Below are 19335 nucleotides of genomic sequence, written 5' to 3'. Positions count from 1 at the left end.
CCTGGGGCGCCGATGGTTAATGCATACGAACTGTGATTAGCAATGGACCGGATGCGGCCAAAACCTCGGCTCGTCACAGCCAACCAGCGCGGCAGTCCGAGCCTTCACTTCGCATGGTTCGGAGATTATCCCGCGTCGGAGAAGCCCCGATAATGACCAATTACGTCGGATCGATAAGGTCGGCGTCGCGGCCACAGGAGAATAATGCCCGGTTTTGGCCACCGAAGCTCGGAGTTCCAGTCCCCCTTCGACTCTGGTGACGTGGCGTAGCTCGGGAGGCACAGCTCGCCGACGGGGCCCCGTTCTACTAGCTGAGCTCGGGGATGCTGTCGCGGTGGCTCGTTACAGGTACATCCCTGACGACAACTGGGCCCGGTATCGCCCGGTGCCGACTTCGGATAGCAACGTCGCGGTACTGATGCTTCCCTCGTCACCGGGGGCGAGCACGGCACGGCGCACAACTTCACGAAGGTCACTGCCGCTGGTATTTTCAGGCAGCGCGGCTACGACGGTCGCAATGTCAATGGTCTGACCGCCGGGAATCTCGTTGATCAACACCGAGAGGATCCGGGCAGCCTGCGTGCTGTTTGGATAACCGACCTCGACGATGGAGTCGAATCGCCCCGTGCGGATCGCCGCCTTATCCAATGTGGCGGCATCGTTCGTGGACGCCAGTGTCAGGATGCGGGCGTTGGGTTCGATGTCCATTGCCTGCAACAGTTCCGACAGTCCCCCATCACCGGTCGAGCGGTCCCGGCACCAGAGGTCGACGTCCTCCAGGACGAGCAGCACCGGACCGTCGAGGCGCTGCGCCTCCTCGACGACGGCGGTCAGCAGCTCAGCACCCGCCTTGGCCTCGATGTAGATGACGGTGAAGTCGCCGACGACTTCGCTGGCCACGACCGCGCTAATCGCTGACTTGCCGGTGCCGGGTGGTCCGCACAGCAAAACCCCGCGGCGGGACCCCGAGCCGTGCGCGTTGAGCACGCTGTGGCGGTCGCGTACCGCGGTGACACCAAGATCGACCTCGGCCCACACCTCGTCGCCGACGATGACGTTGTGGCGCGTCGCGGTTGCGGGCAGGTCGATGACGTCCAGGCTCAGTCCGCGTTGGTAGGTGGCGCGCACCGCGCGGCCGCGGTACGGGTTGAGTGCGTTGGCGCGTTCGGCGAGCCGATCCAATAGCGCGCAGGCATCTGCTTGCTTATCGGGCGTCACGAAGGCACTCACGTGAGCGGACCGCATGACGTTCTCACGGGTCTCGATGTGGATGATGCATCCGGTGTCGTCGAGCAGCGTCCCGGCGGGAAAGTGCACACGCAGGCAGAGTGGGTGGCGGTAGCGTCGGGCGCCGATCTTGGTCTGCGTCCACGTTGGGGGGTGGGTGGATTCGCCTGGACCGATCTCGCAGTCCGGCCTGTGTTCCTCGATCCATTGCGCCAACGCCAGTGCGGTGGTCAGTCGTGATACCGGATGCAAGGGGCGTTCCTCGTCGAGCAGGTGCCCGCAGTCCGGTACGCCGAGGCAGCGGGCGGTGAATCGTTCAGCGTTCTCGGCACTGTCTTGTTCGGCGACGCCGACCAGCAACTCCCCGAGTGCGCACAGCGCTGATCGCACGTCGCCATTCTGGCTGTCCAGCCAGCCGTTGACGTCGGTGATGGGTCGGCGGACTGGGTCCGCGCCTCGGGTGAGCCCGGCAGGCAGATCGTTCGATCCGCTAGCGTTGCGGTTCATCGCTTTGGGGTGATTCGGCTACAGGACAGCTTGACAGATTCTCACCTGTCTGCCGGGTCGTCAACGGGTTTTCGTGTCGACGGCCGCGTATCGATCTCAGCGCTTCGCCGGTGGCGGTTTGGCACTGAAAACGTGCGTTGGTTGCTGCGGTCACGAGGTGGATAGGCGGGTTCCGCAAGCTGGGCACCAGCTGAGCACGCCGCCCAGCGACGCTTGTATCGAGGGCAGGTTGTCGCGGTGCAGTGTGCATGCTTGGCGGGCGAGATGGACGCGGATGGTATCGATAATGAAGTCTGCCCGCTGAGCTGGGGTGCTGCCGTATCCCTCAACATCGATTGTGCCAGAGGCGATTACATCACCTTCGTCCAGTTCACGCTCGTAGCATTGGCCCGCACCATCACTGTCGTCCTCAGTCAGAGTACGGACGAAGCGACCGCTTGGCCGCAGGTCGAGTTCGATGCGCCACTCGCCGCGGCGTTCACAGAAGTAGAAGCTGTGGCCGTCGACTTCTCCGGTCCACTCTTCGGGGAACCACCCGCCATGGCTGCGCACTATGACATCGCTCTGGCCCGCCAGCCAGGCCTGCAGGTCGGCTTCGGCGGTTTGCGCGTCGGCTTTGATCTGTTGGCCCTCTGGCGATTCCCAGATCGCCGCCAGGCCCTGGCGCCACTTCTGCCACGAGCGGCGGCGATCCTCGGGCGTGCGTGTGCACACGCAATCAAATCCGTAGTCGTGAAAATCACTTTCGGGTAGCCGCGGGTGGCAGCCGCACCGGCATCGCTCGCCGCTGTCGATGTAGCGCCAATCCGTGAGTGCCTTGAGCGCGAGGTCGGCGAGCGTCTCGGGTTGCGGGCAGCGGTGCAGCTCGAATGCCGCCGCCAGGTGGTCGCGGTAGCGGCGGCGCGCCTCGGCGCGAGCATGCTCGAGCTGTTCTCGGTACTCGGCCTCACTCCGGACATGGGCGAAATCGACCATATGCATCTCCGGTTGTCATCCATACCGTCGCGGCTGGCATGAGATCGCCATGGCGTCAGATTGATTTCGAGTTGACCGGTGATCGATATCGACCCGCAGCAAGAGCGACTGCTCGCCGACCGTGGAATCACCCCCTGAGCGCCGTGACCGAAAACCCTTCAACGTCGACCTATTGTGAATAGTGTTTGGCCTCAATGTCTGCTTCATCAACCACCGTTCGGGTAGCCGGAGACCAACTCGCGCTCCATCTAGCACGATCGCCCGGTATTCGGTGAAGGTGGTTGCCCCACTGCTGAATTGGGCGAGCCGTTTCACGGATCGCGCATCAGGATTCCAGCCCTCCAACCTGCTGTAGGCAATGGCTCTGCGGTGCGCGCCTCGCTGGTCGGGTATGAGGTTGTTGGCGGTGTCGAGCCACTCCCGCCAACCATGTGGTGACATGCCCAACCTCCGTCACGCTTGCGCCCGCCCGGGAGCGGCAAGGTGGCCGCGGTGGCGGGTGGACCTGGCCGGCGGCACTGCGGGGCGTCTGATCGGCGGTGAACCGCCCCTTGCGCGGCCGAATCCTCACCCGTTGTCCGACTCTTCAGGTCAGCCAGCAGACCAGGTCCCCATTGCAGAGTGTAGCACTAGTAGGGCAGAACACGTTGTTGTGTTGCATTGGATCGCGCATTTGGCCGCAGACGTCGACACCCGTCTACGTCAACCGGAATGCAGCATTATTTCGTAGGAGGCTTGGAGTGTCGCTTACGCGCTGGTGCCGGTTCGGGTACGACAAGCAGATCAGCGACCGGCGCCTCGAGGGCGTCCGCGAGGTCAAAAAGCTGCGTAAAGCAGGCCACGCCGGCCGAACTCGACATGGATCAGCACATTGCGGGGTACACCCGCGTGCAGCGCGATAGAGCGTCCGCCTGCCCTCCGAGCCCGCGAGTCCTCAGCTCGAGGAAACACTGTTGACAACAAATCTCGACCGAGTTGGTCGAGCGCTCCGACATCAGTCATTTTATGCCCTCGAGCAGCTCTGAAGCGGACACGCCGAGGGCCTTCGCGATATCGAATAGTCTTTCGTGCAGGATGCCGCGGCGGCCGTACTCGAGGTCGATTAACACGTTGCGTGAAACACCGGACCTCAATGCAAGCTCCTCTTGGGTGTAGCCGCGGTCGATGCGCAGGGTCTGTATTCGAGTGCCCACCTGACGGCGCCGTCTCTCCCACACAGCGACCCGTTTGGGGTCGTTTTGACTGGGGCGCGTCGGCACGCATACCAGTACTGCTGCAGATCCCGGAAAAGTCTGCCCTACTAGTAGGTCTAAATTTGCAGTATGGCCGCCCACCGAGCGTGGACCCCCCGGATCTCGGTGCATGTGACGCGTTCACTCACCTCTATACGCGAGTTTGCTCGGATTGGCGGGGGCGAGACTTGACTCTGCACAATTAGGACGCCGGAGCCCGAAATCCCGACATCCCAAACGCGCAGCACGGCAATGGCGAATCAACCCAGAATGCACTACTAGTAGTGCATTCTGGGTTGATGGTCGCCGAGGTGCTTCCACGGGAGGTCGTCCCTCGCGGCGGCGGCGTAGAGCCTTGGCGCGCAGTGCGGACTCTGCCGATCCGGGTGAAACCGTTGCCAGAAGAGAGCCTTGAGTCCTGGCTGGAAGCGTTGGCTAGCCGCACAGACGCGACCTGGGGTCAAATTTTGCGCGCAGTAGATATTTCGGGAGCGCGGGGTAATACGGCCTCGCACTGGGCGGGGCGGGCCAACGTGTCGCTGACACCGGGGCAGGGGGACACCATCAGCTACTGCACCGGCGTCGAACCCTGCCTGCTTCAGGCGATGACTCTGCAACCGTGGATCAACGACACCAGCTGGCAACGTCCGTCTGCAGCCTCACTGCGCATGACTGGTTCGCGGTTCTGTCCCAAGTGCCTTGAGGAGCGCGGTGGCAGATGGCGGGTGTGGTGGCGGTTGCGGTGGGCATTCGTGTGCCCGACGCATGGATCCTTGCTCGCCGACGCGTGCCGCGTCTGCGGCGGTCTGCAGCGCACGGCACCGCCTCGCTTCAACGAGGTACCGAAGCTGGGGTCGTGCACCCGGGGTGTGACCCGATCCGGCGAGGGACCACGGTGCCATGAGCCGTTGTCGGGTGCTCCTGCCATACGCCTCGGGACAGATCCGGCGGTGGTGACCCAATGCGAGCTTCTCCGCGTGCTGCGCGCGGGCTATGCGTTGGGTGGCATCTACGGGTCGTCGCCAGTGCCATCGACGATATTCATGGGAGATCTACACACGCTGGGCAGTTGGATGTTGCGCTACGCGCAGCCCTTTCATGTGGCCGCCCCGATCTCCGATCTGCTCTGGGAGCAGTTCGTGCTCGCAGCAAAGAACGGGTTTGCGCGGCCTTTAGTCACGGGTGGCGGTGCGCGGGTAGCGTGCTCGAACGCCGCCGCCGATGCCGTCACCGCTTGTATGGCGATGCCCGTCCTCCAGGCTGATGACACCGAGATCGCCGCCCAGCGCCTGCAATGGCTGACGACGTCGATGCGCCGGCGTGGATTCTCACCGATGGATTCCCGGAACTGTTGGAACATCGGGCACAGCCCGTCACTTGACGCCCTGCGACGGACGGTGCTTTCGTCGCGCAGTTTGCACCAACATCGGACGACTCGACCATTCCCGGGGACTGGGCCGCAACTCAGCGCCGTGTGATCGGCAGCGTGCAGGCAACCGCCGCTCGCCGACTCTCGACGCGGTAGGTAGTCACGGAGCTGGTCACGCAGAGCGGTAAACGACTCTCATGCACGCTGAGAAGACTGGCGCCGCTTGCGGGGGTCTCGGCAGACCAGGATGCCGTACTTTCTCGCTGCTCGACTCAAAGCGGAAAGAGAGACGCCGACGTCTTGAGCTATAGCGGTGAGGGTGCGCTGCTTGACGACGTGTTCTTCGTACAGCCAGTCCAAGATGTCCGGACCAATTCTGTAGTAGTGACGAATTGGGATGCCATACTTTCGGGCTAGGTCGCCGACCGCCTCACGCCCGACGCCGACCTCGGCCGCGATGGCCGTCAGCGTCATGCCCTCGCGGTTGTACATGCGAAGAAGGTCTGCTTTTGTCAGGCGCGTCTCGGCGGGGTCGTTGCGAATCCGCCGGCGTGTCGTTGGTCGCACAAGCGGAAATTGCTCCAGCAGATACCTCACGACGTCGGCGGAAACCGCCAAATTGCGCGCGATTGCAGCCGTGGTCATTAAGGGATCCTGAGCTAGCTGGTGCACCTGCGTGACAGAAATCGAGTTGAGGTCCGGTCGCGGCAACTCAAGGTCGTTAATTAGGGAGAACGGCGGCGCCCAGGTAAGGGGCTCGCCTATCACGTTGTTGTGCGATAGGTATTGCAGACCGGCACTGTTCAGAGCATCGATCAGGGCGGGTGTGAACATAGCGATCATCTCGGCGCGCACAGCATCGCGGTATTGCGTTGTCGTTTTAAATGGGGCAGCGCTTCGGGGCAGCATACTTATCCGCTCAAAGAGCCATGATCGCGCAATGTCGCCGACCCGGTTTCTCCAGCCGGGTCCGTGATAAGCGTTGTCGTAGATGGCATTCCATTGCTGGGCCGGCAGCAGGTCTCGGTAATCAAGCAGGCGACGTCGTTGGTAGTCGATCGGACTCGGGTTTTCGCGAAGATAGTCGGCCAGCCGCATCATCGTGGCGAGGATGTTTGGCCACAACCGGTGAGGGCGCAGTTCTGCGACCATGTAGGCGAATCTCCTGTCCGTCATCGACAGGCTCAGTCTGCGGGCGGCACTTGGCACCGTTGTCTGATGTCCGTGGCACACGAGCATGATCGAGAGCACTGGGCGGATCACGGAAAGAGTGCCGCGTCCGACGGTCAAGCGAAAAGACCACTCGCGCCAGAACAAGGTGGGGATTGACCGCAACGAGTCGGGGGTCAACGTGCGCGGATAGCGCGGCAAGCACGACGCCGTGCCGTATCGCATCCTATCCAACACCCCGAACGAAGGCTCGAATGCACGGATGTGAACGGCGTCCATCGTTGCAGTCGGGCCGCCGCAGCGAAGAAGCGTCGGTGTGAGCTCTCGTCCCGTTGCCTTCGCCCTTTCTATGAGCGGGCGAAGCCGCGACGCGGCATCTTCTACACTTTCACGTCCAATGACATCGAGGGCCAGCATGATTCCAAGCCCGGTGACCAACGCAGGTGCGCTCGCCGCGAAGGCCCCAGGTGTCGACCAGCGGTCCAGATTCGAACCGTAAGCTGCCGAATGCTCTCGAATATGACTATCTCCACGCATCTCGAGTGACTCTGCGATGTAGTCAAGCTTTGCCATCGACAGCATTCGCGCCGAAAGCAGTCGCACGTCTCGGAGGAAATCAAGGGTCGACGTTGGCATCGCCTGATATATCCCACAGTCGATCACCGACCGCGACAGCAGTCCCGATAGACGGCACTGCGCCAACATGATTGGGTGCTGCCGGGCTAAGTATGGCATCGCAGCATACGCGAGATCGCCGAGGCATCGGCGCTTCTCACCATCTAATTCAATATTCCTTGAACATCGACAGAGGTCCGGAATCTCGTGCGCCCGCAGCCACCACGGCATCACACGCTGAAACATTGCGCATTCGGGGCACACATCGACGAGCAGGCAACTGTGTACCTGGCAGGTGAAGATCCACGGAAGTCGCCACGATAATTGCCAGCGGCCGTTCGAGACGCGAAGACACTGCGGGCAAAATCTCGATCGCACGGACTTCCAGGTCGACCGCACCCGTCCGGTGGATCGATCGACGGTGATCAGATGCCCGTCGTAGTGACCGAGCGTCGAGGCTTCGACCGCAGCTTGCCAGATCCCAGTGGCATGGGCGATTGCTGCGGCTTCGCGGGTGTGAAGGCAGGCCGTGAGGTTCTCTCGAACGAGACCTGGCGGGTCGGCTGGCGTCGGCTCGAGCGCTGCGAGTAGATGGCCCCAAGGAGTTTCGAGCCTTCGCGCAATTGCACCCAACCACGACTCCAGGGCCTCTCCAGGGACCGGAGCAACCCTGATGGGCAGTGTGCGTGGCGGCATCGCTCAGCAGCGCCTGAATCTATGACACACGTGGCGGTCGCGCAGATCGCGCTCGCAGGCGGCGAGTGCGGAATGCTGCAGCGAGTTCTTTCCGCGCCTTTTCGGCCGCACTGTCAATCCTGAACGAGTCCAACATTTTTCGGTTCAATGTTTCAGTGCCGGTTCGAACCGCGCGGGCACATCCGCGCCGGATGAGCTCCATGAGCGATCCGATGTGACCGGTGCTTCGTTCATAGAGATACTCTGACAAATCTTCCACCAGCATGCCCTGATGTTTGGCCCCCAGGACCAGTCGCTGCTCCACGGTGGCTAGGAGCGCGTTCCATTGGCATCGTTCTTTGTCGTTTTGCAGACCGTACGGCCGCATCTCCAACATTGTTGTGCGCCGGGCCGTTTGTTCTAGCACGATGTCGCCGTAGCCTGCTCCCTCGAGGCTGCAGCACAGGTCCTCCATCAATACTCCCCGATCACCGAGCCCAATGCCGATGAACAGCAACGTTACTGGGAACTCGTTGGAGACATACTTGAAATGGTTGCTGATCTCCACTCCACCAGATCGCTGCCAGTGCAGGAAGTGGAGGTCATCGATGATCAGTAGCCTTGTCTCGCAGCTTAGTACGCAATCGAGCGCTTGGCGTCCTAGTTGATCGTTACTTCTGTTTCCGCGACGGTAGCCTGGATGCGCATAAAAGTCGCACAGCGCGGCATTGAAGTCCTTCATGCTGGTATTGCCGCGCATACCTATTCGGCAGACCGGCCAACGCTCGTTCCCGGCGACCGTGAATTCACCATGCCGCCCAATCTCGCGCTTATGGAACTCCTTCGCGAAGGTTTCCGCCGCCCAGGTCTTGCCTAAGCCGGGGTAGCCGTCTATTGCCACTGCGCCCTTGGCATGATTTCCGTCCTGCGTGCTGCTATCCATGATGTCCCACAGATCTTCATGCAGCATCGCGAGCTGTGGTGTTCTCAACGGGCCAATGTTGTTGTGCCAGTCGGCTCGTCGCTGATTGTAGATGTCGGCTGCTGCATCGCCGAGACGGCGGATCTGGCCTCTCGAGAGCTCTTCGGGCCTGATCCGCCGGGGCGCCTCGACATACTCACGCCATCCCTCCTTGCGCGACAGCGTCAGGTTATCTAAGTTACTGGTCTTTTTCCGGCTCGCCACCCCGGTCGCACTCATACGTCCTCCAATACATCCTCATAGAAGTGACCGTCGTCGATGCGCGGATCGTCGTCGAGTTCGTCGGCCGATCCCGGGTCATCTGGCCCAATCTCCGTCGCGGTCAGTGCACCGAGGATCCTTTTCGCCGTGGGCAGTTCGGGAACGTGCGCCGCTTGCTTGACATCCAGGGCCAGACTGGACTGCTCGCGAGACAAGCGCAGGGCAGCTCGTCGCTCGGCCATGGTGTGTCCTTGACCAAGGTTGCGGCGTTCGAGAAATTCAGACAATGCCAACTTGTCGTCAAAATAACGGTATTTAGCCTTCACCAGTTCACGGCTGAATAACAGCCCGTCCTCGTTCATTGGGCCATCACACAGATCGGCATGGTCCCACATCAACGCGTGCCACCGGCGGGTCGATTTGGAGTCGAAAAAGTAGATGAAGCGCACGTCGTTAGGGTCGACATGAAACGGCCACTGCCCGTGATGTTCTCGGAAGGAACTCTTCTCCCCCGGCCGATATCCCGTCAGTCCAGAACCGCGGTAGATACGGTTGTCGACCTGAACACCGTAATGCTGAATCGTCCGCCATTCCACTTTCAGGAAGTTATAGGCGAAGTCGGGTTCGCGCGGCGCCTCGATATACCCGGCGCGCGAGACGCCATGCTCGAACATTTGCGCCGGGCTCAGTCCCAGTTTCCACAGGCCAACCTCTCCAACACCGTCGTGCGGCTTATTGTGGTAGCAGACGGCTATCCAGGGTAAGTCCCCTGGGGTGGTGGGGTTTCGGAATCGGGGTGTGACGGTGCCGGGCCTTTGCCGGGTGTGTCGTTGCCGGTGTTGGGGTGGGGCCATCGCGTAGTGGTCAGTGAGTTACCTACCAAAGTGACTCAGGAAAAGGACACACCACGCGATGACCCAGGACCATTCTGCTCTGCTGGCCCAGCTCGATGCGTTGAAATCGGCTGATGTCGGGGCGGTGTTCGCCGAGCTGATCCGCGCCGGGCTGCAGGCGCTGATCGAGGCCGAAGCCACTGAGAGGATCGGCGCCGGCCGCTATGAGCGCACCGACGGTCGCGGTACGCACCGTAACGGGCACCGGCCCAAGACGGTGTCCACGACGGCCGGCGACATCGAGGTGCAGGTCCCCAAGCTGCGTGCCGGGTCGTTCTTCCCGTCGCTGCTGGAGCGGCGCCGCCGCATCGACCGGGCCTTGCACGCGGTGATCATGGAGGCTTACGTGCACGGAGTGTCGACGCGCAGCGTCGATGACCTGGTGTCGGCGATGGGCGTGCAAGCCGGGGTGTCCAAGTCCGAGGTCTCGCGGATCTGCGCTGGCCTGGACAAGGAGATCGAGGCGTTTCGCACCCGTAGCCTGTCCCACACCGAGTTCCCGTACGTGTTCTGCGATGCGACGTTCTGCAAGGTCCGTATTGGGGCTCACGTGGTCTCTCAGGCCCTGGTGGTGGCCACCGGGGTGTCCATCGACGGCACCCGCGAAGTCCTGGGCACCGCCGTCGGGGACAGCGAGTCCTACGAGTTCTGGCGTGAATTCCTGACCTCGCTGCGCTCTCGCGGTCTGACTGGCGTTCACCTGGTCATCTCCGACGCCCACGCAGGATTGAAAGCCGCTGTCGCCCAACAGTTCACCGGCTCGTCGTGGCAGCGTTGCCGGGTGCATTTCATGCGCAACCTGCACACCGCCGTATCGGCCAAACACGCCCCGGCGGTGACCGCGGCGGTCAAGACCATCTTCGCCCACACCGACCCCGGCGAGGTCGCCGCACAATGGGACCGCGTCGCCGACACCCTGGCCGCCTCGTTCCCGAAAGTGGCGACGATGATGGCCGAGGCCAAGACCGACGTGTTGGCATTCACCGCGTTCCCGAAGGCGCATTGGCAGAAAATCTGGTCGAACAATCCGATATCCGTTAACCGGCTCTCCGGGGACACGGTTCGGGCTGCAGCGTGAGGTTCACGCACAAGCGCTGAGCACGGATGGATGCTGTCTGCATCTCGGTGGGGGAAGGCGGAGCGGCGATGCGGGTACTCAAGAGCGACAGCGGATATGTCCTGGAGGGCGACTGGGACGGGCAGGACGCGGTGAACGCGTTTCTCAACCATTTGGCGGGACGGGGGTTCAGCGCGGCCACGGTGCGGGCCTACGCATTCGACGTCGCCAATTTGAGCCGGTTCCTCGTCCAGCAAGCGGTCGGGCTCGCCGCGGTCGATGCGCCGTTGGTGTTCGACTGGATCGACTGGCAAGGCGTCCGCCGAACGGACCAGCCCACCGGCGGTCACCGCTCGTCGACCCCGCCGGCAGCTTCGACGGTGAACCGCCGGGTCGCGGCAGTGCGCGCGTTATTCGAGTATCTGGTGATGACCGGTGTCTGCACCGACAATCCGGTGCCGTCGCCGCGGCGGGGACAGGGGCTGCGCCAGTCGCAGCGGGGGTTGCTCGGTCATCTGGGTCCCGGGCGTGCACGCAGTGGCGGTAGGTTGGTGCGTCAGCCGCAGCGTCTTCCGGAATCGTTGTCCACCAACGATGTCGACGCGTTCCTGGCGACACTGGCAACGCACCGGGACCGGGCGATGGTGCTGGTGATGCTACTCGGAGGGCTGCGTTCGGCCGAGGCGCGTGGCCTGCTGCTCGCCGACGTCGATATGGGCCGGCGCCGGCTTCGGGTGATCGGCAAGGGCGGCAAGGAACGTCATGTCCCGGTCGATGCGGCGTTCTTCACCGAGCTCGCCGCCTACCTGCGATGGGAGCGGCCGCCGGGGTTGGCGACGCCGCAGTGCTTCGTAGTGCTGCGCGGCCCGACGACCGGTGCACCGGTCAGCGAGGCCGGGCTGCGCAGCCTGTTCCGTCGGCACCGGGAGACCTCTGGCGCCACAAGAGTCCGCCCGCACCGTTTACGGCATACCTACGGCACCGAATTGTCGGCGGCCGGAATCGATCTGCTGGCGTTGCGGGCGTTGATGGGGCATGTCTCGCCGGAGACCACGGCCCGCTACGTGCATTTGTCGATCGAGCAGCTCGCCGCCGAATACGGTGCTGCTCGTGCGACGTTGGCCGGAGCCCGGCAGTGACCACGGTGTTGGTCGGCCAACCCGTAGGCGCCGACGAGGTGGTGGCGGATTATCTCGACCACGTCGCCACCCTGGGTTTGAGCGGGCGGGCGGTACGCGACCGGATTCGGATCGCTCGCGACTTCACCGCACGCCACCGCGACCTGCACGCCTGGATGACGCTGCCGGCAGCCGAGCGGATCGCCGAGATACGGGACACCGGGGCGTGGCCGCTGATCTGTCACACGATCGGCACCGGCCGGTTACGGCTGGACGTCGAGCTGGCCGCGGTCAAACAGTTGACCGGGCTGGGCCGCGCAGTGGAGGACCGGGATCCGAGCGGATTCGCCGCGTTGCGGAATGCGGGAATTCGGTTGGGCTGGAGGAGTTCCTGGGTCGAGACGGTCCTCGGCGAATGTCTGGCGGTAGTGCTGGCACACCACGGCGGAATGGTCGCCGACCTGACCGGCGACGCGCTCGACGACTTCGACGCCGCGCTGTCACGTACCGTGGTGCCGCCATCGTCGCGGCGGGCATACAGGGGGCGGCTGGCCAGCCTGCGGCAGCTGTTGTTCGAGACCGCGGTCATCGACACCGCGCCGAAACGCCGGCGGTGGGCCCGTAGCCTCGAGCAGCGCTTCACCGAGGTGGAGATGCCCGACCCGATCCGTCAGACGTTGCTGCGCTACATCGGCGTGCGCGCGGCGGTGCTGCGGCCCAAATCGGTCGAGTCGCTGATCAACGACCTGCTGCCCTTCGCCGAATACCTCACCGCTCACCATCCCGACGTCATCAGCCTGCGTGAACTCGACCGGAGCTGCATCGAGGGCTACCTGAAATGGAATCGCACCCGGGGCTGGCGTGGTCAGCGCGCCGCCGCGGGCGCCGGGCGCACCGTCTCGGCCGCGGTGGCCCAGTCGGCAGTGCTCAGTCTGCGCAACCTGCTCGACGACATCACCGCCTGGGGCTGGGCGCAGGCCCCACCACGGCGGTTGGTATTCGCCGCCGACGTCCCCAAACTCGACCAGCCGTTGCCACGCGCGCTAGCACCCGATGTGGACGCGGCAGTGATGAACGCCGTTGCCCACCTGCAGGATCCGTTCGCCCGCATCGGCCTGACCGTGCTGCGTGGTGCCGGCCTGCGGGCGGGGGAACTGCTCGACCTCGAACTGGGCAGCATCATCGACTACGGACCGGCCGGAACCTGGCTGAAGGTGCCACTGGGCAAGCTCGCCACCGAACGCATGGTCCCGCTCTCCGCCGCGACCCTCGCCGCGCTCGACGAGTGGGTCGCCCTCCGCGGCACGCACCGGCCGCTGCCGCACCCACGCACCGGCGTGCTCACCGACTTTCTGTTCACCCGGCACGGACGCCGCCTGGGCTACACCCGGCTGCGCAACGGGCTGCTCACCGCCGCTGAATCCGCCGGGTTGCACCGTCCCGACGGCGGCGTCCTGATGGTCACTCCACATCAGTTGCGCCACACCTGGGCCACCGAACTCGCCAACGCCGGGATGAGTCTGCAGGCCTTGATGTCCTTACTCGGGCACGTCACTCCACAAATGACGATCCGCTACGCCACCCTGGCCTCGCCCACCCTGCGCGCGGCCTACGACGAAGCGATGGGCAAGATGCGCCGCCAGTTCACCCTCACCCCGGTCGGCAAACCGATCCTGCCCGACAAGGTCGGCTGGCTGCACAGTGAAATGCTGAAAACCCGCGTTGCACACGGATACTGCGCTCGCCACGAATCCGCGGGCGCGTGCCCTTATGCCAACATCTGCGAAACCTGCGACAACTACGTCACCGCCCCCGAATTCCGCGACACGCTCACCGACCAACTCGCCGACGTCCAGGCCCTCAGAACCGACGCCGAGTGCCGCGGCTGGACCGACGAAGCCGCCCGCCACGACCGCGTCGCCCACGCCCTTACCGACCACCTCCAGCGCCTCGATCGATGAACATCCCACCCCGACGGGTTGACCCGCCCCCGAGGGCCGGATAATCGAGCGGTTGAACAAGGAGATCAAGCGTCGGGCTGATGTCGTGGAGATCTTCCCCAACCCCGCGGCGTTCCTGCGCCTGGCCACCGCGGTGGTCATCGAATCTCACGACGAATGGCAGGTCACCCGGCGTTATCTCTCCGATGTCTCCATGGACGAGCTACGCACCGTGATCGCCGCTAAACACGCTGCTGCAGCACTTGCCAAACAACACCAAATCGCCTAGCGTTCAACATGACTCGTTGATCGCGATGCGTGGACCAACGCCAAGATCCGAAGTCCACCAATTGACGGGACACTATCGCTATCCATTCACGAAGTAGTGCCTCCAACTCGTCGATGAAGAAGAAGGCCTCTCGTTCTGGAGCGGCGCCGCGGGAGTACACATCAGGGCCCTTGTAGCCAGGCAGCTCCTGCAAGAACCTTTGACGGACGGTCAGAAAGAACCGCTCCACGGGGCCTTTGTCGTACGCGACACGCACACGTGCGGGTTGGATCGAGATGCCAAGTTGCCGGCAGGTGCTCGCCACTTGCTCTGAGACGTAGATCTTGCCGTGATCAACGACCAGTGTCTCCGGCACGATTGCGGGCGCCGCCGCGAACACGCTTTTGCAGTGAAGCGCTTCGTCTTCGACCAGCACTGATCGTGGCACACCGTGCGGTGGCCACACGGCCTCAGCGGGCCAGTCCGCACCGGCCGGCGCTGGGCGAAATGATTGATAAAGGACTGCAGCGACATCGATCGACTTCGTCGTCGGGCTCAATCGCATACCGGTGATGCACCGCGAGTACCAGTCCATCGACACGGTGAGTTCCACACCTACCCATTTCAGGGTGTGTGGATCCATGGCGTACACGTCAAGCGGTGTGGTGTCCATCAGCAGGTACTCGCCCGGCCGGGAAGGGTGCAACTGTCCGTACGGCCGATCCGGGCGGGCCGCGATGTCACGGATGCGCTTGGTGCTCGGCCGAAACAGTGGTTGGGTCAGCTCAAGCCGTCGCAAGATTCGATACGCCGTAGCTGGTGAGGGCAACCGCACGACACCCTTACCGTAGGTGGCGTTCAATCGTGCTTCGGCGTGGTTGATGATCAGGTCCATCGTCGGCTTCGACAAGTCCGTGTATTCGCGCATGATGTCTGATGCGGTCTGTTCGAATAACGCGAACTTGTTGCTGCCCAGAGCAGAATGAATCGCCTTCGCCGACAGCAATCCGACCTCGCCCTCGGCTTCATAGGCGCTAACCCAGCGCTCGATCGTACGCCGTCCGATGCCCAGCTCGTTCGCCTTGACGGCGAGACGTTTCATCCGCGGATTGGCGCTTTTGTAAGCAGACCGCGGTTCGTGCGGTAGCGCCGTTGCAGCGGAACCGGATCGATAACCCGTCACAACCTCGCGCACGTGTGCTGCGCGATCACGTGCATCGCAGCGCGCTTGCTCGGACACCGCGGCCCATTTAACCGATGGCGGGTATTCGGTGGAGCCGGTGATTTCGATGTCGAGGTCGTCGCTCAAGAGACGGCATCTCTGAGAGGGTCTCACTTCATCGAGCGCGAAACGGTGCACCGTGTCCCGTCGCAGCTCTCTCGCAAGGACCTCCGGCATGCCGGCGACCGGATGCATCTCGATGACTTCCAGGACCTCCCCGTCATAGATGAATTGCGTGCCCACACCTATGCGCACAGCGGCGGGCTTCACGATGCCCACTCAAGCACTGTTGATCGTTCAAGCCGAACATCTAGGTTTACCTCGAGCTCGTGGCGCCACAGCATGCTCAGCAACGCCGAACGGACCAGTGGTCGCGGGTGTCCCTCGATGAGCTTTTCAGCCTCGTCGATGGATCGACCGGCGAGATCTGCCCGCCGACAACGCAATTCAGCTAGAACGTCCTGGTTTATGAGCCACTCGCGCCGATAGCCCGCCAGGAAACGCACGTTGGCGAGGCGCACGGCGACCGGCTCATTCACCACCAAGTAGGACCAGCCCAACGATTCGACGATGTCCTTCGTCCACGCGCACAACCTCACGATCCGTGGATTAGTCACCCTTTCGGAGCGCACGACGTCCACCACAACCGGTCCTTCGTCGCTGTCCCAAAGGTAATCCAAAATGTGGCGCCGTTCCTGCCCGTCGACCTCGGCGGTCAATCGAAAAGGCTGCGCCACAATGCGATGCACAGTCACATCAAAATCCGCCAGGATAAGGTTCGCCAGCTCGAGGCGCGACTCGTAAATGACGTGATCGCGCTCAGTCGCCGACCAATACGTGCCCGAGTAGTGACGCTGCCCGAAATACCAGCGGAACGTGCGCCACGGCGCTGCGCGAAACAATGCTGCCGGCGACACCTCACCAGCCGGCACACACCGTTGCTCCCCCGCCGCAGACCGATACGCAACGGCCGCGGAACTCAAATCAACCCTGACTGATTCCGACATCACCACACCACGCGGTTAACCGCGACACCCCAGCGTCTCACCTTCTGCGGGTTTTGGCGCGAAAACAGTGTTAATAAGCGCGGTGCACCAACTAGCGCGACTAACTACTTTCTCAACTTCATGACGGATTCGCCAAGCGTTCGCCATTCCTGTGAGAAGTTCGCCATGCAAAATGAGAACCTACAGCGGCGGGGGAACTTTCCAGTTGCTGGCGTGAAACATGTTGCGCCCTCTGGCCATCCGATTGTCACCGGCCGGGCCGCTACCTGCAAGGCGCCCGGCCTCTGCGTTGCCGCGGGCCGGTGGCTCGTGAACGTTTCCCCGAGCCGCTCGCTGAGGCTCGCTGGGAAAACTTCACGCCCGGGCCTTGCACTCCACGGCCCTCTGGCCGGTTTAAATCGTGAATGCCAGAGTGACGAAAAGAATGGCAGCAATGACAACAAAATGACATGCAAGTAGGTGCTGCCAGTGGGCGTGTATCGCCTGACCGCCTGGGGCTGGGTTAATGACGGAATGGGATAGAAAGGGATTTAATAAGTGCATATGTGCGTCATTTACCGCCAAGTCGCGTGTACCGAGAATCAGCGTGAATCCCCGGTGCAGTTGCCTGGCCCGCAGCCTCGCCTTCCTGCCTGGCGAGAGGTACGAAATGCGCGGTCTGACAGCAGGTATGGCCTGCGTTCATCTCGGCGACCGTCGCAGGGAGGGGGAGGTTATGCCCGGCGTCCAATCGTTGTGGAGAACAATCCACAATTGCCTGGATTTCTTTTGCGCGACTATGGCATAGGGCCACTCACGACAGTAATATTTGATTATCGAAACGCAGCACCAGCCATTTACGAAGGAGGCGACTAATGTCTCAAATCACGGTTTACACGAAACCGGCCTGCGTCCAATGCACCGCTACATTCAAGGCGCTCGACAATCAGGGCATCAAATACCAGAAAATCGATGTCACTGAAAATCCCGAGGCCCGCGAATACGTGATGAGCCTGGGATACCTGGGCGCGCCCGTCGTCTACGTCTCCCCCACGGAGCACTGGTCGGGTTTCCGTCCGGATCGCGTCGCCCGCTTGACCGCCGCCTAGACCCGTTGATTGGAAAGGACCCACCCGATGTACACCGACGCCGCCCTCGAGCAAGCAGTCGCCGAGTTCGCCGAACTGGACAGCATTGAGCGCATCGCGGAAACGCGAAGCCACTTACTCAACCATTTGGCCGACGCCGTGAAGGCCCTGCAACAGGCCGCAGACAGTTTGGACCGGTTGCGCGGTAACACCATCTACGACGTCGAGTTCGTCGACGGCCGCGACGGCCGCGATGTCGCCACCTTCCTCGACGACAGCATTCGCCACACCCGCGCGGCCTACGCCGTGGTGCACACGGTCATCGACAAGGAGACTCCGTGATGGCCAGCCCAGCGCAGACCCGGTGCCCCGGAAGCGCTTTGGACCAGGTGCGGGATGCTCTGCAGGTGGCCGGGCAGACCATCCGGCCGCGCGGCGGTGACGCCTTTATGGCCAGCTGCCCCCTGCACACCGACCACTCCCCCTCACTGTCGGTGGGGTGGCGCGACAACACCCGCGCCGGGGCAGGCGGAGCGGTGCTGCTGCACTGCTTTAGCTGCCAGGCCCCTGCTGCCGAGATCGCCGGTGCTCTCGGTCTGCGCCTGGCCGATCTGTTCGACAACCCCGCTCCCACAACCCGTCACAGCGCGACCCGCGCTGCACAACCGAAGGCGCCCCGCCGAGCTCGCGGATTAGGGCCGTTGCCCGCGCGGATCACCGCGTCCCGCGAACACGTCGAGCACCGGTGGCGCAGGGTCCGGGTCTACACCTACCTGACCCTGTCCGACGAACCAGTGCAGCAGGTCATTCGCGAAGAATGCACATGCACCGGGCGCCCCCACAAGCAGTTCCGGCAGCGCTACCGTGACGGGCGCCAATGGGTATATCGCAAGCCGCACGGATTCACCCCGGTGCTCTACCGCCCCAATGCAATTCAGCACGCGGCCAAGACCGGCGCATGGGTGTGGGTCACCGAAGGTGAGAAGGACGCCGACACCCTGACCGCGCTGGGTCGCTTGGCCACCACCAACGCCCAAGGGGCCGCCAACTTCCCCGCCGAGCTCATCGACGCATTCGCCGGAGTCAACGTCGCCATCGTGGCCGACCGGGATCTCGCCGGATATCAACGCGCGATCAACCTGCATGAACGCCTGCAGGGCAGGGCCGCCCAGGTGGTCCTCCTCACGCCGGCCATCGAGGTCGACAAAGCCGACGTCACTGATCACGTCAACTCCGGCCTGTGGGAGCGCAGCGACCTCTTCGGCGGTTTCACGATCATCACTCCGGCCGAGCTATACGCCTTGGCCGCGGCCGCCAAGGCCCGCTGGGCCGCCGATCGTTTCGACACCGCTCTGCAGGAGGCCCGAGCCCACCATGACCGGCGCGGCCTGGTGCACGGCAGCGCCCGCAACGCGGCACGCTGGCTCGCCGAAGCCGCCGCCCAGCTGCGCGCAGTGCAGGACACCCACGACGAGCTTCAGCACCACAGCAACCAGCACCGCTCACCCGTGGCAGGTCGTGCAGCAGAGGCCGTCGAAACGCTTCTACAGCGGCTCATCGTCGACTACCGGCGCAGTACCCGTCGCCCACCAACTCACCCCGATTTCAAGGAGTCTGCATGACAACGCGTTTCGAGATCGCCATTACCAACCGCGCGGCCGCAGCCATCGCCGCCGCCGCCGGCCGGCCTGGGCCCGCGGCCAACACCGCCCGTGCCTGGATCGACAGCATGACCGCGCGCGCGCAACTGCGCTCCGAACGCCGCGTGCGCCACACGCGGGCCGCCTAGAACCTGAAAGGTGACCGACCC

Annotated in this window: 16 protein-coding genes and 3 pseudogenes; 10 read left to right on the top strand and 9 right to left on the bottom strand. The window is 63.3% G+C overall.

What is annotated here, in order from left to right:
* Window positions 1-342: 342 nt before the first annotated feature.
* From U8D42_RS27355 to U8D42_RS27345, 4 genes are all read right to left on the bottom strand, one after another.
* A complete protein-coding gene (locus tag U8D42_RS27355; RefSeq protein ID WP_047323405.1) occupies window positions 343-1734 on the bottom strand; it encodes an AAA family ATPase in 1392 nt (463 codons plus the stop codon).
* Window positions 1735-1884: 150 nt separating this feature from the next.
* Window positions 1885-2709: a hypothetical protein gene (locus U8D42_RS27350; protein WP_009953187.1), complete on the bottom strand. Its 825-nt coding sequence runs from the start codon at window positions 2707-2709 to the stop codon at window positions 1885-1887.
* 15 nt (window positions 2710-2724) lie between these two features.
* Entirely contained in the window at window positions 2725-3150 is a 426-nt protein-coding gene (locus U8D42_RS29450; RefSeq protein WP_158086682.1) for a hypothetical protein, read from the bottom strand.
* 557 nt (window positions 3151-3707) lie between these two features.
* Window positions 3708-3968 carry a helix-turn-helix domain-containing protein gene (locus U8D42_RS27345; RefSeq protein WP_029384319.1) on the bottom strand — a complete coding sequence of 87 codons (261 nt, stop codon included), beginning with the start codon at window positions 3966-3968 and terminating at the stop codon, window positions 3708-3710.
* A gap of 272 nt (window positions 3969-4240) precedes the next feature.
* Between U8D42_RS27345 and U8D42_RS29445 the strand changes: the two are divergent.
* Both U8D42_RS29445 and U8D42_RS27340 read left to right on the top strand, forming a co-directional pair.
* Window positions 4241-4708 (top strand): annotated as a pseudogene (locus U8D42_RS29445) (TniQ family protein); the annotation flags it as partial.
* Between the two features lie 210 nt (window positions 4709-4918).
* The gene (locus U8D42_RS27340; protein WP_225323323.1) at window positions 4919-5419 is read left to right on the top strand and encodes a hypothetical protein; all 501 of its coding nucleotides are present in this window, start codon (window positions 4919-4921) and stop codon (window positions 5417-5419) included.
* An 86-nt stretch (window positions 5420-5505) separates the two neighbouring features.
* On the opposite strand, the gene U8D42_RS27335 is transcribed toward U8D42_RS27340, so the two are convergent.
* From U8D42_RS27335 to U8D42_RS27325, 3 genes are read right to left on the bottom strand one after another with little or no spacing between them, the layout of a single operon-like run.
* On the bottom strand, window positions 5506-7791 hold the full coding sequence (locus U8D42_RS27335; RefSeq protein ID WP_014379483.1) for a TniQ family protein: 2286 nt from the start codon (window positions 7789-7791) through the stop codon (window positions 5506-5508).
* A 19-nt stretch (window positions 7792-7810) separates the two neighbouring features.
* Complete coding sequence (locus U8D42_RS27330; protein ID WP_009953180.1) at window positions 7811-8971, bottom strand: ATP-binding protein; 1161 nt, start codon at window positions 8969-8971, stop codon at window positions 7811-7813.
* Complete coding sequence (locus U8D42_RS27325; protein ID WP_348636990.1) at window positions 8968-9627, bottom strand: hypothetical protein; 660 nt, start codon at window positions 9625-9627, stop codon at window positions 8968-8970. The genes U8D42_RS27330 and U8D42_RS27325 overlap by 4 nt, the downstream gene beginning before the upstream one ends.
* A 238-nt stretch (window positions 9628-9865) precedes the next feature.
* Between U8D42_RS27325 and U8D42_RS27320 the strand changes: the two are divergent.
* From U8D42_RS27320 to U8D42_RS27305, 4 genes and pseudogenes are all read left to right on the top strand, one after another.
* Window positions 9866-10918 (top strand): annotated as a pseudogene (locus tag U8D42_RS27320) (IS256 family transposase); the annotation flags it as partial.
* Between the two features lie 74 nt (window positions 10919-10992).
* Window positions 10993-12042 carry a tyrosine-type recombinase/integrase gene (locus U8D42_RS27315; protein ID WP_007172498.1) on the top strand — a complete coding sequence of 350 codons (1050 nt, stop codon included), beginning with the start codon at window positions 10993-10995 and terminating at the stop codon, window positions 12040-12042.
* Entirely contained in the window at window positions 12039-13982 is a 1944-nt protein-coding gene (locus U8D42_RS27310; protein WP_007172497.1) for a tyrosine-type recombinase/integrase, read from the top strand. Before U8D42_RS27315 ends, U8D42_RS27310 begins: the two co-directional genes overlap by 4 nt.
* Window positions 13983-14025: 43 nt before the next feature.
* Window positions 14026-14250: pseudogene (locus U8D42_RS27305) on the top strand (transposase); the annotation flags it as partial.
* Here U8D42_RS27305 and U8D42_RS27300 read toward each other — a convergent pair.
* Window positions 14204-15730 (bottom strand): helix-turn-helix domain-containing protein, encoded by a 1527-nt coding sequence (locus tag U8D42_RS27300; protein WP_322861444.1) that lies wholly within the window; start codon window positions 15728-15730, stop codon window positions 14204-14206. The pseudogene U8D42_RS27305 and the gene U8D42_RS27300 overlap by 47 nt on opposite strands.
* Window positions 15718-16383 (bottom strand): TnsA-like heteromeric transposase endonuclease subunit, encoded by a 666-nt coding sequence (locus U8D42_RS27295; RefSeq protein ID WP_224112302.1) that lies wholly within the window; start codon window positions 16381-16383, stop codon window positions 15718-15720. Before U8D42_RS27295 ends, U8D42_RS27300 begins: the two co-directional genes overlap by 13 nt.
* A 929-nt stretch (window positions 16384-17312) precedes the next feature.
* On the opposite strand from U8D42_RS27295, the gene nrdH reads away from it, so the two are divergent.
* The 4 genes from nrdH to U8D42_RS27275 are packed head-to-tail and all read left to right on the top strand — an operon-like array spanning window position 17313 to window position 19314.
* Window positions 17313-17546: a glutaredoxin-like protein NrdH gene (gene nrdH / locus U8D42_RS27290; protein WP_047323403.1), complete on the top strand. Its 234-nt coding sequence runs from the start codon at window positions 17313-17315 to the stop codon at window positions 17544-17546.
* Window positions 17547-17573: 27 nt separating this feature from the next.
* Window positions 17574-17867 carry a hypothetical protein gene (locus tag U8D42_RS27285; protein ID WP_052955321.1) on the top strand — a complete coding sequence of 98 codons (294 nt, stop codon included), beginning with the start codon at window positions 17574-17576 and terminating at the stop codon, window positions 17865-17867.
* Window positions 17867-19147 (top strand): toprim domain-containing protein, encoded by a 1281-nt coding sequence (locus U8D42_RS27280; protein ID WP_047323402.1) that lies wholly within the window; start codon window positions 17867-17869, stop codon window positions 19145-19147. The genes U8D42_RS27285 and U8D42_RS27280 overlap by 1 nt, the downstream gene beginning before the upstream one ends.
* Window positions 19144-19314, top strand: a complete 171-nt coding sequence (locus U8D42_RS27275) for an amidohydrolase (protein WP_089150878.1) — start codon at window positions 19144-19146, stop codon at window positions 19312-19314. Before U8D42_RS27280 ends, U8D42_RS27275 begins: the two co-directional genes overlap by 4 nt.
* Window positions 19315-19335 lie beyond the last annotated feature (21 nt).

The organism is Mycobacterium europaeum, assembly GCF_034555895.2.
Taxonomy (GTDB): domain Bacteria; phylum Actinomycetota; class Actinomycetes; order Mycobacteriales; family Mycobacteriaceae; genus Mycobacterium; species Mycobacterium europaeum.
Note: the sequence above shows the minus strand (reverse complement) of the source record. Positions and strands in the feature narration are given on the sequence as shown.

Excerpts from the sequence above, each read along its gene's own strand:
- U8D42_RS27355 (WP_047323405.1), bottom strand. The coding sequence starts at position 1,734 with ATGAACCGCAACGCTAGCGGATCGAACGATCTGCCTGCCGGGCTCACC.
- U8D42_RS27350 (WP_009953187.1), bottom strand. The coding sequence starts at position 2,709 with ATGGTCGATTTCGCCCATGTCCGGAGTGAGGCCGAGTACCGAGAACAG.
- U8D42_RS29450 (WP_158086682.1), bottom strand. The coding sequence starts at position 3,150 with ATGTCACCACATGGTTGGCGGGAGTGGCTCGACACCGCCAACAACCTC.
- U8D42_RS27335 (WP_014379483.1), bottom strand. The coding sequence starts at position 7,791 with ATGCCGCCACGCACACTGCCCATCAGGGTTGCTCCGGTCCCTGGAGAG.
- U8D42_RS27330 (WP_009953180.1), bottom strand. The coding sequence starts at position 8,971 with ATGAGTGCGACCGGGGTGGCGAGCCGGAAAAAGACCAGTAACTTAGAT.
- U8D42_RS27325 (WP_348636990.1), bottom strand. The coding sequence starts at position 9,627 with ATGTTCGAGCATGGCGTCTCGCGCGCCGGGTATATCGAGGCGCCGCGC.
- U8D42_RS27315 (WP_007172498.1), top strand. The coding sequence starts at position 10,993 with ATGCGGGTACTCAAGAGCGACAGCGGATATGTCCTGGAGGGCGACTGG.
- nrdH (WP_047323403.1), top strand. The coding sequence starts at position 17,313 with ATGTCTCAAATCACGGTTTACACGAAACCGGCCTGCGTCCAATGCACC.
- U8D42_RS27285 (WP_052955321.1), top strand. The coding sequence starts at position 17,574 with ATGTACACCGACGCCGCCCTCGAGCAAGCAGTCGCCGAGTTCGCCGAA.
- U8D42_RS27280 (WP_047323402.1), top strand. The coding sequence starts at position 17,867 with ATGGCCAGCCCAGCGCAGACCCGGTGCCCCGGAAGCGCTTTGGACCAG.
- U8D42_RS27275 (WP_089150878.1), top strand. The coding sequence starts at position 19,144 with ATGACAACGCGTTTCGAGATCGCCATTACCAACCGCGCGGCCGCAGCC.